This is a genomic window from Flavobacterium melibiosi, assembly GCF_048158545.1.
GTDB classification, from domain to species: domain Bacteria; phylum Bacteroidota; class Bacteroidia; order Flavobacteriales; family Flavobacteriaceae; genus Flavobacterium; species Flavobacterium melibiosi.
Genome location: NZ_JBLNKU010000017.1, coordinates 69,870 through 86,175 on the forward strand (window position 1 = coordinate 69,870; position 16,306 = coordinate 86,175).

A 16,306-nucleotide genomic window follows, 5' to 3' on the forward strand; every position below is an offset into this window, starting at 1 on the left:
ATAGATATAAATCAAATTCATGAAAACAATTCTTATAGCACATAATTACAGCGAAGTCTCGTTTTCAGCAATGAGTTATCATTTGGCGCATCATTTGGCTACCTTAGGACATCAAGTTATTTTTGTGTCCCATCAACCCTATTTTTTTGAGGATCAAGTTGTAAAGAAAAAAAATGGTAAAATTAGTATTTGTTCCTGGCCTACAACGGAAAGACCGACTTTAATAAGAGATTTTACTTGGTATGTTTCCATCTATTTTAAGTATAAGCCGGATGTTGTTATTGGTCATTTTGTAGGAAGCAATATTTCAGTTAGTGTTTCAAAATTATTGTCTTTCGGGAAAATAAAAACATTTGAATATTATCACACCTTGACCAATCAGCTTTTGGCTGACGGAAAAAAGACTTCGATACAACAAAAGATGCTTTTTTTTAGAAAAAAAATATTTTACAATTTATTTTGTGATGTGATTATATGTCCATCAGCATTAGCAAAAAAAAATCTAGAAGATTTTTATTTAATTGATAAGGGATTGGTAATGCTCAATCCAATTAAAGATAGATTTAAAAATAAAATTGCTATTGATGAACATACAATCACTATTTCTTACCTTGGTCGATTAGATCCTTCAAAAGGTGTGACTGATTTAATTGTCGCTTTTTCAGCTTATAGAAATAAAGTCCGGAGTTCAAAAATTATTTTAAATATTGCCGGAACTGGAAGTCAAGAATTAGAAATAAAAGAAATGATAAAGGATAATTTGGCAATACGTTACCTTGGTGGATTGCCATATGATACTATTGATGACTATTTGAATAAGAGTCATTTTGTGATAATTCCATCAAAATTTGATAACCTCCCAACTGTTGGTTTAGAATCGATGATGAATCAGACTCCTTTGTTAATTTCTAATACAATTGGTTTGGCGACTTATTTAACTGATGGAAAGGAATGTTTTAAATTTGAGCCAAATATTGACTCAATGGTATCATTATTTGATAAAATTGAAAATAATTTCAATCTTTATGAACAAATGAGTTTTGATGCGAGAGCTACTTTTTTAGATAAGTTTGGTATAGACACCTATTGTAATGCCATTTCTAATTTGATACTATGAAATTTGCAATCATAACCCATGTACCTCATATCATTGAGCGTAATAACTACTTTGCTTATGCTCCCTATGTTAGCGAAATGAATATTTGGGCAAAGTATATGGAGGAATTGATTCTGGTGGCTCCAATAGTAACGTCTGAGAAAACTCCTGTAGATAAAGCTTATGAACATCAAAATATTAAATTTATAACTATTGAGAGCTTTGATATTCTGAGTTCAAAAGGTATTTTTAGTGCCGTTTTAAAAATACCAATAATAAGCTGGAAGATTTTTAAAGCGATGCAAAATGCGGATCACATTCACTTGCGTTGTCCGGGTAATATAGGATTGTTGGGATGTCTGCTTCAGATACTTTTCCCCAATATTCCCAAAACTGCTAAATATGCCGGCAATTGGGATCCCAAATCTAAACAGCCTTGGACTTATAAATTGCAACAATGGATACTAAGCAATACGTTCCTGACCCAAAATATGCAGGTATTGGTTTATGGAGATTGGAAAAATTCCAGTACAAATATTAAGTATTTTTTTACAGCGACTTATGCTGAAGATGATAAATTGCCTATACTACCGAAAGAGTTGAAAGGAAAAATTAATTTTGTTTTTGTGGGCGCTTTGGCAAAAGGGAAAAATCCATTATATGCGATTCAGTTAGTGGCATTTTTGGCTAAAAAGGGATATGATGTGCGCCTTAGTTTATATGGAGAAGGTACAGAACGTACTCAATTAGAGCACTATGTTCTAGCCAATCAATTAGAAGCGGTAATTGACTTACAAGGGAACCAATCTAAAGATACCGTTCAAAAAGCCTATCAAAACAGCCATTTTGTCGTCTTGCCCTCTCAAAGCGAAGGTTGGCCAAAAGCGATTACCGAAGGGATGTTTTGGGGGTGTGTTCCGCTGGGAACTCCCGTATCTTGTATTCCGTTCATGCTGGATTATGGAAAAAGAGGGGTTTTACTGGAGATGAAGTTGGAAAAGGATGTCGCAATGCTTGAATCGCTGTTGCAAAATCAGACAGATTTTGACAAAATGCGCGAAAACGCAGCGGACTGGTCCAGGAACTATACCTTGGAAGTTTTTGAACAGGAAATTGCAGGTCTATTAAAGCAAAAAAACAAAATGGAGCATAGATGAAAAAAAAGTACCTGTTGGGATTCGTCTTTTTTACTGTGGCACTGCTGGCTATAATCAATTATAGAACTCCTTTTTTGCAACAAGATGGAGGTGCTTGGTCTTTGGGTTATGGAGCCTCCGCCAGTTATCCAGAACGGATTGATGTGGCTAAAAATGCCATTTATTCAATCGAAACGCTAAAAGCCCAAAATGACAGTACCGTTTTTCTTGCCGATCCCTTTTTTGTGAAAGAAAAGAATCGTTTTTATCTGTTTTTTGAACATAAAAAAAACAAATCCAATGCCGATGTTGGTTTGCTTACTTCAGTTGACGGAAAAAAATACACGTATCGGGGAACTGTTTTAACCCAAAAATTCCATTTGTCTTACCCTCAGGTTTTTAAATATAAGAACGATTTTTATATGGTACCGGAGACCAAACAGGCCAATGCGGTGTTGTTGTACAAAGCCCATCGGTTTCCTTATGACTGGAGGATTTGTGATACGTTGATTGCTGATGTTCAACTGGTGGATCCTTCCATCTATCTGTCAGACTCCCTCAATATTATTGTTGCCACAGATTATGAAAAAAACATGTACCTCTACGAGGCGGACTCCCTGTTTGGGAAATGGAAATTGCATCAGAAACCAATTGCTTTAATAGGTACGGAAGCAAGAGCGGGTGGCCGTTTTTTTGCGGATAAAAAAGGATTGGTTTTGCCGGTGCAAAATTGTACCAAAGGATATGGGTATGGTTTATCTTTGTATCGTTTCTCCTTTAAGGACGGAAGGTACAGTACCAATAGAGAAGCTCCCCTTTTTTTAAGGGCAAATGAAAATATAGCAGCATTTAATGCGGGGATGCATCATTTAGATGTGCAGCGCATCGGTGTGAATCAGTACTATTATGTGTATGATGGGAATCGATTGGCGAGTACCGCCCAAACGCTGAATATTAGAGGACCGCTGAAATGGAGTTATTTGGATTTAAAAAATTGGATAATTAAAAAATGCGAATACTTCAATTAATAGATAGTTTAGAATCAGGAGGAGCGGAGCGTATGGCCGTCAATTATGCCAATGCTTTAGCCGGACAGGTTTCTTTTTCGGGACTAATCGCCACCCGAAAGGAAGGGGCTTTGGTGCAGCAATTAGATTCTGAGGTTTCCTATTTGTTTTTAAATAAAAGAAGTATCATTGATCTTAAAGCTCTTTTTAGGTTAAGAAATTATATAATACGGAACAAGGTAACAGTTGTTCACGCGCACAGCAGTTCTTTTTTTCTTGCTTTTTTATTGAAAGTAGTTTACCCTTCGATACAATTAATTTGGCACGATCATTATGGTGACAGTGAGTTTTTGAATAAAAGGCCACACGTCGTTTTAAAAATGGTATTGCCTTTTTTTCATGGGATTATTTCAGTCAATCAAAGATTGAAAGTTTGGACGGAGCAAAAATTAAATTTAAAGAACATCATTTATTTGCCTAATTTCCCTTCTGAAGAAACTATGATTTCCGAATCTACTGTTTTGAAAGGTATTGAAGGGAAGCGGATTGTGTGTTTGGCTAATTTAAGGGTTCAGAAAGATCATTTTTTATTGTTGGAGGTGGCCAAAAAAGTAAAAGTGTCCCATCCCGAATGGACTTTTCATTTGATCGGAAAAGATTTTAAGGATGATTATTCACAACAAATCAGGCATTTGCTACTTGCTTTCCGTTTGGAAAAAAATGTGTTTCTTTACGATACGCGACAGGATGTGAAGCATATTCTCAATCAGGCAACAATCGCTATACTCAGTTCACAATCTGAAGGCTTACCCGTTGCGCTTTTGGAATATGGCTGGCATAAAAAACCTGTTGTGGTTACTGCTGTCGGTGACATTCCTTCCTTGATTCAAAATGGTCAGAATGGTTTTGTTACCCCTGCTCATGATGACGGATTGTTTTATGATGCGCTTGTTGCATTAATGGCAAATCCAACCATACAAACGAATTTTGGGAATGCACTTTATAAAACCATTGTTGAAAATTATTCAGAAGCAGTGATACTAAAAAAATATTTAAATTGGCTACAAACTATTTAAAATGAAAAAAGAGGATCAATCCTATCTCTATTTAATCGGATTCCATGTTTTTATCGGGCTTTTGGCTTATGCACTGCCTTTTACTTCCAAAATTTACGGTTATTGTATTTATATCTTTTTGTTTTTCTACATTATTAAAAAGCAAAACAGGAATGATGAAGCGCTTATTGCTGCTGCTTATGTGGTAGGCAGTGAAGTTTTTTTGAGAATGACGGGCGGGAACCCTTCGTATGAAATTTCTAAGTATGGTGTGATACTTTTTCTTTTAACGGGTATGTATTTTAGTGGGTTTTCCAAAGGTGCCGTGCCGTACTGGTTGTATTTGTTACTGTTGGTTCCCGGCGTAGTGCTGTCCACTTTTGTATTGAATTTTGATACTAATATGAGAACTACTATAGCCTTTAATATTTCAGGTCCCGTCTGTTTAGGAATTGCCTCCCTGTATACTTTTAGACGAAAAATTGCCTTAGAGCAGGTGAATGTCATTTTGTTGAGTATGGGGTTGCCTATCATTTCTTGTATGGTCTACCTGACCTTGTATACGCCAAATATCCGAGATGTTATCACCAGTACCCAATCTAATTTTGAAGCTTCAGGGGGGTATGGTCCCAATCAGGTGGCCACTATTTTAGGCTTGGGTATGTTTATTTTTTTCTCCAGGATTATATTGGAATCCCGAAGCAAGTTTTTAGTAGTTGTCAATTTGATCATAGCGCTCAATATTACCTATCGTGGGATGCTTACTTTCTCCAGAGGGGGTATGATAACGGGATTTCTAATGATTGTATTGTTGTTGTTGTTCTTGTATTATAAGTCCAACTATAGCGGAAGAGTCAAACTGAATTATATTCTTATATTGATGGTGTTGGCCATGTTGGGTACCTGGGGGTATACTTCGTTCCAGACCGGGGGGATGATTGATAAACGCTATGCCAACCAAGATGCAAAAGGAAGGGCCAAAGAAAATAAATTTACGGGGCGGGAAGACATTGCACAGGATGAAATCAATATTTTTTTAGAAAATCCCATTTTTGGGGTAGGTGTAGCCAAAGGAGTGGAAGTACGACGATTAGAGAAAAGTGACGTTCCGATATCCCACGATGAAATCACCAGAATGCTTGCAGAACATGGTTCGCTAGGGGTTTTAGCCTTACTGATTTTATTTTTTACGCCACTGGTTTTGTATTTGGAGAACAAGTTTAATATGTTTTTACTGTGTTTTGTTACATTTTGGTTCTTAACAATCAATCATGCGGCCATGCGTACTGCGGCACCCGCCTTTGTGTATGCCTTATCGTTACTCAATGTACAGTTGGGAGGGGTTTCAAAAAAAAGGAGCTGAATTGACCTGAGGTGTACCATTGCGTTCGTTGGATTTTCGTTTTACCCCAACCCTAAAGGGAGCCGAGAATTTAGAGCAGCCTGGAATACGATAACGGTGTTTTCTTTTTCCTCCCTTTAGGGTTGGGGCAAGAAAAAGAAAATAAGAGGTGTAAATTTTCGTTTTACCCCAGCCCTAAAGGGAGCCGAAAATAGGGGTTTAGTGTAAATTTTCGTTTTTCCTAACCCTAAAGGGAGCCGAGAATTTAGAGCAGCCTGGAATACGATAACGGTGTTTTCTTTTTCCTCCCTTTAGGGTTGGGGCAAAAAAAAAGAAAATAAGGGGTGTGAATTTTCGTTTTACCCCAGCCCTAAAGGGAGCCGAAAATAGGGGTTTAGTGTAAATTTTCGTTTTACCCGACCCTAAAGGGAGCCGAAAATTTAGAGCAGCCTGGAATACGATAACGGTGTTTTCTTTTTCCTCCCTTTAGGGTTGGGACAAAAAAAAAGAAAATAAGGGGTGTGAATTTTCGTTTTACTCCAGTCCTATAGGGAGCCGAAAATAGGGGGTTTAGTGTGAGTTTTCGTTTCCCCCGACCCTAAAGGGAGCCGAGAATTTAGAGCAGCCTGGAATACGATAACGGTGTTTTCTTTTTCCTCCCTTTAGGGTTGGGGCAAGAAAAAGAAAATAAGAGGTGTAAATTTTCGTTTTACCCCAGCCCTAAAGGGAGCCGAAAATAGGGGTTTAGTGTAAATTTTCGTTTTCCCTAACCCTAAAGGGAGGCGAGAATTTAGACCTTTTATTTTTTATTAATCTTGCATCGTTTTTTCAGGACTAGACAGATTGATAAATATAATCAAGGAGCAAAAATAACAAACCAAATTATAAAGGAATCTGTCTCTATTTATAATGAACTTAGACCTCATTATTCTAATTATATGTTGACTCCGAATCAAATGCATTCTCAAAACATAATTAATATGAGAACCTATAAAGCAAAAAACAGTAGCAAAAACGTTTTTGCTACTGTTTAATATTTAATTTTATCTAATAATATGTATCGGTTTTTTAGGACGGGACATTATTATATCTTATTACTTCTTAACGCTGTATTTTGCAGTTCTGGAGTCTTTGATTACGCCTTTCCAGTTTAATCCGAAACCAAAATCATACACATTTCCGTTAGCATCTATATATGGAGTCATGTCGTGCGGAACGTCTTCCATTTGTTTTTCAACGGTAGCCATATTCAATGGCATTTGTAAAGGCAACAATCCGGAAGGTTCTGTTTTTCCAGAAACAATATCTAACAAAGCTTCTACCTGTACACCAAATTCTCCCACGATTGCATCGACTTCTTTTTCAAATTCCCCAAAGACCATCGGATTAGAAATATTCACAGACACCAATACTGGCTTTCCATTCATCGCTTTTTTAGTTTCCAGAATGGTATTTAAATCCGGGTACGAATTTGATTTTGACGTTTTATTCAAATACGAGCGGTTGGTAATCGTTGGGTCAATCACAGGATCTCCGGCTGCAATACTTTGCGCTCTGGCATCGACTGCGGTATAGTCTTTTAATTGTAAACTAATTGGCACATATCCATTTCCACCGGCTTCTCTGTCGGCTCTGCTGTATCCGCCACTGATAGGGCTTTTGATAAATACAATGGCAAAATCTGCTTTAGCAGGATCCTCCGTTACGGTATAATATTTTTTAATCAATTCTAAATTAACCGGATATTCAATTTTTTCAGGAGAGGGCTGACCAAAAAAGTTGATACCCGCCGGAGTAACTCTTTTTGGGATATAAACCGTCTTTCCTTTTTGAATCGGTAACGTCTTATTTTGATTTTTAATCATCACAACAGACTTTAATTGCGCGTCATATCCTGCTTTCATAAAATCAGGTTTTCCCACAATAGCTTTGGTCTCAATAGGATCTAAATAGGAGTTTTCGAATAATCCCACTCTGAATATATTCAAAAGCAAACGAACCGCTGATTGCTCAAAACGTTTGCGCATAAAGGTTTCACCGTGTTCTTTTATACCCATTTGGTACGCTTCCAGCACCGGATTAATGTCATTATTTCCGCCAAATTGATCGACTCCTGCCATCAAAACTTTATAATGTCTTTCGGCAACACTCAATTTTTCAACACCCCAAGATTTTCCTGAAAACACATCTGGCTTAGGTCCTTCATCTGCAGTAATCAACCAATCGGTACACACTACACCTTCATAACCAAACCTGTTTCTTAATAAATCAGTAATAATGTATTTACTGAATCCGTTACCAACATTCTCACCGTATTTTTTATCCTGATCATACGAAACCGTGTAATACGGCATCACTGCGGAGGCTTTTTTAGTAGCACCTTTTAATTGAAAAGCACCATCTGTAAAGGGTTTTAAATGGGTTTCGAAATTATTACCCGGATACACTGCAAATTTCCCGTACGCAAAATGACCATCGCGACCTCCTTCTTCCGGACCTCCACTTGGCCAGTGTTTGATCATGGCGTTGACACTTTGATTCCCCCATCCTTCATAAGCATTAATCGATTTTGGTGATGTTTGAAATCCATCTACATAAGCTCTTGCCATATCCGTCGCTAATTTTGGGTCTTCGCCAAAAGTACCCACAAAACGATTCCATCTTGGCTCTGTCGCTAAATCTATCTGTGGCGACAAAGCAGTTGTAATTCCGATGGCTCTGTATTCTTTAGCAGCAATAGTACCAAATTGTTCCGTAATAGCGGGATCAAAAGTAGCTGCTAAACCTAATTCCTCAGGCCATTGTGATATGGAGCCGCCTGATCCTGCATTGTATTCCGCATCTTTATTGGCTCCGTTTCTTGGGTCGGAACTGTTATTAGAAGGAATTCCAACTCCAATACCTTCAACCAATGCTTGTATATTATTATTCCACTGTGCTGCAACGATAGGACTTACAACCGAAGTCATTAGTACGTGACGTAAATTGTCTTTGGTTAAAAATGCAATTTGCTGATCGGATAAATCAGATGGTTTTGCACCACTTACAGAAAAAGGTTTTCCATTGTAAGTTCCCGTAAACATTCCTGCTTCCGGTGCCGGAACAGCTTGATGACGGCTGTACAACATTAATCCTGACATTTGCTCCACCGTCATTTTAGTAGCAAGGTCTTTGGCGCGTTCGGCTACCGGTTTTCTCCAATCTTCATAAATATCGAGCTTGCCGTTTTTGTTCAGGTCTTTAAAAGCCAAACCATCGACTTGTATAATTTTAACTCCTGATTTTGGCGAATAGCCTAACGTTTGTCCACCTTTATTTTGAACAATAGTATGTGATCCTTTTGAGGTTTCTGCCCATTTCTTTTGTGCATAGGTTTGCGTTCCTAAAATTAAAAGTAACGCAGGTAGTACAATTCCTTTTTTCATATTTTTGGGTTGGTTTTTAGATAGGTAAACAGCTAAATTGTATTCGCAGGCTAATCTGTCTTCTTGTTTTTAATTGGTAATACTTCGCCCAATTATTATTCAGATTTCTATATTAGCTTTACGAAAACGTTTTCAAATATATAAAATAATGCGTCACAACAACACAATGAGCTAAAAATATTTTAAAAAAATAGTTTCCGAATACGCTATAAATGCGTCATTTAACACTCTTTTGTGTCCTTAAAAAATAGTTGGCAAGGACAAAAACCTGGCATTACTGTCAAGCTTTTTCATTTTTTCTGTTTTTAGTAATTGATTTACAAGTTGTATCTAGCCCCTAGTGTCCAATTGAATTTACCGTTAGATATGGTCTTATTAGCAAATCCTCTAACATCAATTTTTTTATTTATTTTATAAGTAATGGTTTCGGAAATACCGTAGGTATTATCCAGATCAAGACCATAGAGTTGAGATACAAAACTAAAATCACCTTTGGTTATAGTTGTATTAAAAGCTAAAAAATTAGCTTCAAAATCATTGTTCTTACCTTTACCATGTAAATAAAAAGTGCCTATCGAAACGCTTTTGGATAACTCATAACTCGTGATTAATTCTTGGGCAAAGAAAGTATCAACGAGATAATCTTTACTAATTTGTAATGCTGGTAAATGGACTCCTATGTTTACTTTTAATTTTTTGTCAACTAATTTATATCGGGAGATAAAAACAACTCCTCTGGGAGTTAGATTACTTAATCGTATCGTAGACAATAAGTGAAACGAAAGTCGTTTACTGTCATTTGTTCCTGCGTTAATTATTAAATGAGGATCTTTAGAGGTAAAGGTCGGGATAAAAGAGAATCCACCGGTACTCGCCTCAAAATTGGCGTATTGAGCATGCAAAAATGTGCTAAAAAGAGATGTAATGATTACAAGTAAAGTTTTGTTCATAAAATAGAATTAGACGTATTTTTTTTCTAAATAAATTACAAATATATAACAATGTGTCAATTGCACACAAAGAAATAAAAAAAAATCATCAAATCTATTTGTTTTTTAATGAATTTGATTCCATTTGAATATAATTTAGTCCATTTTTTTATAAATCCCTGCATTTCAAATCGCGCACTGCAATAAACAGTCTTAACTTTTTGCTGTTGTAAATATTGAAAACTGTATTTGAGTAATTGACTGCCATATCCTTTACCTTGGTATGTTGGTAAAGAGGCAAATTTCTAAATTCTGCTCGATGATTGTCTTCCATAAAAAGTGAAATGCAAGAAATCCATTGTTGGTCTAAAAACAAACAAATGCATGCCTTGAGGATCCTTACAAAATCTAAATTTTTATTTGGCCAAAGTACTTTTTGGCGCAATAACAATACCTGTTCTATTGGGATTTCTTGTGCAATCATAGGAACTTAAATAATAGTAAATATGCTAAAAACAAAAGAGCCTGACATTTCGGTCAGGCTTATTAGGGTTCCTCTTCTTACTAGAAGTTGCAACTAGAATCCGATAATTAAATTTATACAAACAACAAAATCAAAGTCAACACAAGACCGGCAGCAGTGAAGTATAATCCTTTTTTGAATATTGAGGTTTTGGGCATGAACATCCAGAAAGAAGATACTACAAAAAATAAAAGCGACAGACCAAAAAAGACATTTAAAAAGAATAATGGATCTCCTGATTTTGATTTATGAAGATGAGTCATTTTTTCGATGGCAGCAGGGAGTTTTTTTGTTTTATAATCGGCTGCTCCTGTTTTTTTGTTATAGGTTCCTTCCTTAAAATAAACAATATCGCCTTCTTCTCGTTCCGCTTTAAAATTACGAATTTCTAACATTCGGCCTAAATCCTCTCCACTGGTATTTGGTTTAACCGTTTTAACTACTTGTTTTTCCTGTTTCAGAAAATCAGAATCTCTAAAAATTAATATGATTCCACTTAAAGCATAGACGGCCATAATTCCAGCAAGGAAAAAGCCTAAATAACGGTGAACAATACGCATTGTTTTACTAAGAGTTTGCTTTTTTGACATGTTTAAACAGGGTTTTAATTAAAAATTATTAATTGGTTTTATGGTTAATTACAAATAAAAATAGGTAATACAAATAAAAGAAGTGTACTATCATTCTATGAAGATTAGTCTATATGATAAAAAAAGAATAAAAAGGTTTAATCATGCTAGTGTTTTTTTAATACTCATTATGGTGTCTTTTACCAGGATATAAAAAAGTGCGTAATATAGTCAGACTTATAAAAGCGTAGTAGAGTCCTTAAAAAGTTGACTGAAAATTTAAAATCATAGACAATAAAAAAAGTTTCAAGAAATAAATCTTGAAACCTCTAATTTTATTATTATTTCTCTTGTATTGGCAACAGCCCAACCCCTCTTTAACATTTATACATCTATAGCATCATAAACCACTACTTTTTCCCATAAATGAGAACAGTTCTTTATAAAATCCTGATGAATTGGGTGGTCCTGATATATTTTTTGCCCGGCTTCATCATCAAAAAATATCAGCTCTGAAACATCCCAAGAGGTGTCTACAACTTCCCGTTTCTCCGTCGAAGCTATAACGCCACATGAATTTGACGAATCGTTCAACACCTTAAAATTTTTGCAAAATCAAAACTAAAAACAAAAATTCCTAGCTAACTATCTAACTTTTACAAAATGCAGACTATTTTAATTGTAACTTCTTCTTTGCCTCGAGGGCAATAGGGTCTGTGTCTAGGAGTTCCAGGGATTTGACCATTTCCATTGTATAGCTCTTATATCTCTTAAAATGTGGCGTTGTATATGGGCATTGTAAGCATCGTCATTAGCATATATCTCAAATACGGTGATGCTGGCAGGATTAGCTTTATCAGACACTGCATACAATGACAGTACTCCCGGCTCTACACGAACCGAAATTTCCATTTCTTCTTTCAGGATACTTTTATAGTTTTCCAGCTGAGCCGCATCAATTTCAAGTTTTGCAATACGTACGACCAGATTTTTATTTTGAGCAAATGCACTGCCGCTTAAAAGGGTTGTCATCATTATCATTGCTATAATTTGATAAAATATATCTTGATTCTTCATTGTTTATCATATTAGTGTTTATTTAGTTTCTTCACTAGAATGGGCGGATAGTCCCTTTTCCACCCATCTTTTCATACCGGCTTTCTTTATAAATTTTCAGATTACCAATACTAAGAATCCGTGTGCTTCACTTTACTTTTTGATCTTTTTAAGTGTAAATGCTTCTCCGGGAACAAGCACATAAATGCGTTGTGGATTAACCACCAGTTTTTTTAATTTTTCAGGATCACCATTGAAAGGTGCAAAATCAGGTGAATCCACTGATCCCCAATGATTCAGCAGTAGTGGCGTGTTTGGATACGCATTTGCAATTTTCACCGCACCTTCTAAAGTGAAATGCCATTCGCTATCTGAAAAATCAAACAGAATAGCATCTGGTGCAGGGAATTCAAGATGCTCCTTCATCAATCGAGAATCGCCTGGCGCCCAAATAGTACCATCAGGTGTTTCAATCCAAAATCCACATGCATCTTCATTTTTAAAGACGCGTTTACTCATGCCCGGATAAGCATTTTGGTACGCATGATCAGCGGGAGTCAGTTTAATCTTTAGATGCCCTACTTTAAACTGATCTCCAATAGTGTGACCAAATGATTTGAAACCTTCATTTTTCATCAGTGAATCAACATATATTGTAGAATGATATGCTTTTGTTACACGCAAAAGGTCGCGATTGGTAGGAATACTATAATGGTCATTATCGGCATGCGTAACCAATACAGCATCTAATCGAGGGACATCTTTTGGCGCTATGGGAAAATCTATCAAAATGGGCATATCAAAACCTTTCAACAGTGGATCAACCATCAAAATAGTACCGCGACTATTGATGAAAAAACCAGCCATACCCAGCCATCTTAAGGTGGTTTTATCAGATGCTTTAAAAGCCTCTGCACCAAAAGTTTGTGTTTTACCTGGTCGGGCTTGATATTTCTTCTCTTTCTTTTCTGTTGCCGTACTTTGTTTACCGTTTGTTGGCGATTGTGCCTGGACGATTAGTATTGAAACTAAAAAAGTAGCTACTGTAAAAATCCAATTTTTTGCTTTCATAATTCTTCTTGTTAATTAGTACTATTTTGAGTATCTGATATGCAAATTTCTTTCTATTTTTTATGATAAAATTATATAAATCACTGTATATCTTACCATTATTACTGATTAAAGATAAAAATAAAAAAGTAAAAAATATTTATATTAATTTTGAATGAATTGAATTTAAAAGTCATGAAAGAAATAGTAAAATTGGAAAGTATCGCACAATTTAATTCTGAGCGAGGACAAAAGACTTTACACCCCAAGGTAAGTGTTCTGAACCAATCACTGTCAAAACCTATAACAGCAACCCGTTTCGTTTCGGAACTTTATATCATTTTTTTTAAGGACTTAAAATGTGAGGAACTCAAATATGGGCGCACCCATTATGATTACCAAGAAGAAACATTGCTTTTCATTGCACCAGGTCAGGTTTTGGGATTTGAAAAGGATATTAAAATGATACAGCCAAATGGATGGGCATTAGCATTTCATCCTGATCTAATACGGGGAAGTTCACTTGCTAAACGCATCAAAGACTATGATTTTTTCTCCTATGATGTAAATGAAGCGTTGCATGTCTCTGAAAGAGAGAAACAAATTGTTTTGGAATGTTTTAACAAAATAAAACATGAATTAGAATACCCAATTGATAAACACAGTAAATCTATAATTGTGAGTAATATAGAATTATTCTTAAATTATTGTATTCGCTTTTATGACCGGCAGTTCATAACCAGAGAAAACATTCATAAAGATGCCTTAGTGAGGTTCGAAACTTTGTTGAACGACTATTTCCAATTGGATAAACCACAAACGCTAGGATTACCTTCTGTACGGCATTTTGCTGAAGAACTTCACTTGTCAGTAAACTATTTTGGAGATTTGGTGAAGAAAGAAACCGGAAAACCAGCTCAGGAATACATACAAGAAAAAGTGATAGCTCTCGCCAAAGAAAAACTTTTTGATATCAATAAATCAATTAGCGAGATTGCTTATGAAATGGGTTTCAAATACCCACAACATTTTACTAGATTATTTACACAACGGGTAGGTTATTCCCCTTATAAATACAGAACGATGAATTAAAAGCTACAATAGATCTATAGCATCAAAAAACACTCGAACTGGTGTTTTTAAATAATAAAAGTACTGTTTTAGAGAATTCTAGAAACAAAAAATCTAGTATATAGAAAGTGGTAACAAAAAGGAGTATTTGGAAAATGGTATTCCGTTAAACTGGTTTTTTAGTTATTTTTACACGATTCTAATCAACCTAAAATGAATAAATTTTCAGCTTTACTTATCGCATTGATTTTTCCCGTTTTTCTTTTTGGTCAAGTTAAAAACGATTCATTATTAAAAGAACTGGATAATACCGTCAATGAATATGGGTTGTATTTAAATAGAAAAGAGGCCGATATAAATAAACTCAAAGGACTTTTACACTATACTGCTACTGACCTGCAAAAATTCGATATTTATGGAAAACTGTATGTTCAGTATAAAGCATACCAGTCGGATTCTGCATTAATTTACGCTAGAAAGAGCGTATTCATTTCCCAGAAATTAAAAAATCCAGACAAAGTAAATGAAGCAAAATTAAACGTTGCCTCCATAATGGGAACTTTAGGAATGTATAAGGAATCCCTTGATATATTGGAAACAATAAACATCCATTTGACACCAAATCTAAAGGGAACGTATTATTGGACGAATGGGATTATCTATGGTTATTTGAATGATTATGGCACTTCCAGTCAAGAAAAAAAGGAATATGATGCGTTGACGAAAAAATACAGAGATTCGGCAATGCTTTATTTTTCGCCAAAATCCATACAATTCGGTATCGCCAAATCAGACCAATTTTTGGAGCATGGGCATCCGGATCAAGCGATTAAATTACTGAATGTATTCTTTTCAAAAACAGCAAAACAAGATCCGGACAGAGCTGTTATCGCGTATGTTATTTCGGAAGGATATCAATTGAAAAAGGATAAAGAACAGGAAGAGAAATGGTTGATTATCTCTGCAATATCGGATTTACAATTGGTAAAAAAAGAAAATATTTCTTTGCGTAAATTGGCTTTCATCTTATATGAACAAGGCGATATAGACCGTGCTTATACATACACCAAAAGATCACTAGAAGATGCTCTTTTTTGTAATGCTAAATTGAGAACCTACGAAATATCAAAAATGTTGCCCATTATAAATGAGGCATATGAAAATAAGAATGAAACCAATAGAAAGCAGCTAATCATTTTTTTAATATGTGCCAGTATTTTATCCTTGTTCTTATTAGTCGTTTTGATTCTGCTTTTTAAACAAATGAAAAAATTGGCGAATGCCCAAAAAGAAATAAGTCTAGCCAATACAAAACTGTCGGTATTGAACAAAGAATTAAATGAAATCAATGAAAAATTGAATCAAACGAATGCAACACTTGCCGAAGCGAGTTTATTGAAAGAAATTTATATTGGCCGCTACATGGATCAATGTTCGGATTATATTGCAAAACTGGAGGAATACAGACGAAAATTGAATGTAATGGCTACTGCGGGAAAAATGAATGAACTTGTAAAAGCAGTGAAGTCGAATACTCCTATTGAGAAAGAATTAAAAGAATTTTATACCAATTTTGACCAAACTTTTTTACAATTATTTCCCCGTTTTATTGATGAGTTTTCGAAATTGTTAGTAGACAAAGAGGTACTTCATTTGAAACAAGGGGAACTTTTAAACACAGAGTTAAGAATCTTTGCACTCATTCGGTTGGGGATTAAAGACAGTACAAAAATTGCAGAATTTTTAAGGTATTCGGTGTCGACGATTTACAATTATCGTTCCCAAATAAAAAACAAATCATTAGGACTCAGGGAAGAATTTGAATCCAAAGTCCTTTTAATTGGTTCATCGGGCAAAAACTAAAACCCTTTACCTCACTAATACTTGTTGAAAAGCAGTATTTATTGCGTTTTTATTTTATAAATCTGCCACTTTTTTTGTGTGGAAATTAATTTTAAACTATTGATTTACAGTTGATTATAAAAAATATAATTTACTTTTTTTTTACCTGTAAAATTTTAAGCAGGGAAAGAATCTACTTTTACTA

14 protein-coding genes and 1 pseudogene are annotated in these 16,306 nt (G+C 35.3%); 7 read left to right on the forward strand and 8 right to left on the reverse strand.

All coding sequences use genetic code 11. From position 1 onward, the window contains the following. Positions 1–19: 19 nt before the first annotated feature. Genes ACM55F_RS17290 through ACM55F_RS17310 form a run of 5 tightly spaced genes read left to right on the forward strand, consistent with a single transcriptional unit; the run spans position 20 to position 5,657 of the window. Positions 20–1,117, forward strand: a complete 1,098-nt coding sequence (locus tag ACM55F_RS17290; protein ID WP_416855070.1) for a glycosyltransferase family 4 protein — start codon at positions 20–22, stop codon at positions 1,115–1,117. After that, on the forward strand, positions 1,114–2,253 hold the full coding sequence (locus ACM55F_RS17295; protein WP_416855071.1) for a glycosyltransferase family 4 protein: 1,140 nt from the start codon (positions 1,114–1,116) through the stop codon (positions 2,251–2,253). The genes ACM55F_RS17290 and ACM55F_RS17295 overlap by 4 nt, the downstream gene beginning before the upstream one ends. Then, positions 2,250–3,260: a glucosamine inositolphosphorylceramide transferase family protein gene (locus tag ACM55F_RS17300; RefSeq protein ID WP_416855072.1), complete on the forward strand. Its 1,011-nt coding sequence runs from the start codon at positions 2,250–2,252 to the stop codon at positions 3,258–3,260. Before ACM55F_RS17295 ends, ACM55F_RS17300 begins: the two co-directional genes overlap by 4 nt. Beyond that, entirely contained in the window at positions 3,242–4,315 is a 1,074-nt protein-coding gene (locus ACM55F_RS17305) for a glycosyltransferase family 4 protein (RefSeq protein ID WP_416855073.1), read from the forward strand. Before ACM55F_RS17300 ends, ACM55F_RS17305 begins: the two co-directional genes overlap by 19 nt. Position 4,316: 1 nt before the next feature. Continuing rightward, positions 4,317–5,657, forward strand: coding sequence for an O-antigen ligase family protein (locus tag ACM55F_RS17310; protein WP_416855074.1), 1,341 nt, complete (start codon positions 4,317–4,319; stop codon positions 5,655–5,657). Positions 5,658–6,730: 1,073 nt separating this feature from the next. On the opposite strand, the gene ACM55F_RS17315 is transcribed toward ACM55F_RS17310, so the two are convergent. The 8 genes and pseudogenes from ACM55F_RS17315 to ACM55F_RS17350 all read right to left on the reverse strand — a co-directional run bounded on the left by ACM55F_RS17315 (position 6,731) and on the right by ACM55F_RS17350 (position 13,209). Beyond that, positions 6,731–9,061 (reverse strand): glycoside hydrolase family 3 protein, encoded by a 2,331-nt coding sequence (locus ACM55F_RS17315; protein ID WP_416855075.1) that lies wholly within the window; start codon positions 9,059–9,061, stop codon positions 6,731–6,733. Positions 9,062–9,378: 317 nt separating this feature from the next. After that, a complete protein-coding gene (locus tag ACM55F_RS17320; protein WP_416855076.1) occupies positions 9,379–10,011 on the reverse strand; it encodes a hypothetical protein in 633 nt (210 codons plus the stop codon). A 56-nt stretch (positions 10,012–10,067) separates the two neighbouring features. Further along, positions 10,068–10,238, reverse strand: a pseudogene (locus ACM55F_RS17325) (hypothetical protein); the annotation flags it as partial. Beyond that, positions 10,160–10,474: a hypothetical protein gene (locus ACM55F_RS17330; RefSeq protein WP_416855077.1), complete on the reverse strand. Its 315-nt coding sequence runs from the start codon at positions 10,472–10,474 to the stop codon at positions 10,160–10,162. The gene ACM55F_RS17330 and the pseudogene ACM55F_RS17325, both read right to left, overlap by 79 nt. Before the next feature lie 113 nt (positions 10,475–10,587). Beyond that, positions 10,588–11,103, reverse strand: coding sequence for a hypothetical protein (locus tag ACM55F_RS17335; RefSeq protein WP_416855078.1), 516 nt, complete (start codon positions 11,101–11,103; stop codon positions 10,588–10,590). A 363-nt stretch (positions 11,104–11,466) separates the two neighbouring features. Further along, the gene (locus ACM55F_RS17340; protein ID WP_416855079.1) at positions 11,467–11,676 is read right to left on the reverse strand and encodes a Dabb family protein; all 210 of its coding nucleotides are present in this window, start codon (positions 11,674–11,676) and stop codon (positions 11,467–11,469) included. A gap of 126 nt (positions 11,677–11,802) precedes the next feature. Next, the gene (locus tag ACM55F_RS17345; protein WP_416855080.1) at positions 11,803–12,159 is read right to left on the reverse strand and encodes a putative quinol monooxygenase; all 357 of its coding nucleotides are present in this window, start codon (positions 12,157–12,159) and stop codon (positions 11,803–11,805) included. A gap of 132 nt (positions 12,160–12,291) precedes the next feature. Then, the gene (locus ACM55F_RS17350; RefSeq protein WP_416855081.1) at positions 12,292–13,209 is read right to left on the reverse strand and encodes an MBL fold metallo-hydrolase; all 918 of its coding nucleotides are present in this window, start codon (positions 13,207–13,209) and stop codon (positions 12,292–12,294) included. Positions 13,210–13,383: 174 nt separating this feature from the next. Between ACM55F_RS17350 and ACM55F_RS17355 the strand changes: the two genes are divergently transcribed. Continuing rightward, positions 13,384–14,280, forward strand: a complete 897-nt coding sequence (locus ACM55F_RS17355; RefSeq protein WP_416855082.1) for a helix-turn-helix domain-containing protein — start codon at positions 13,384–13,386, stop codon at positions 14,278–14,280. A gap of 192 nt (positions 14,281–14,472) precedes the next feature. Continuing rightward, positions 14,473–16,122, forward strand: a complete 1,650-nt coding sequence (locus ACM55F_RS17360) for a DUF6377 domain-containing protein (protein WP_416855083.1) — start codon at positions 14,473–14,475, stop codon at positions 16,120–16,122. Positions 16,123–16,306: the final 184 nt, after the last annotated feature.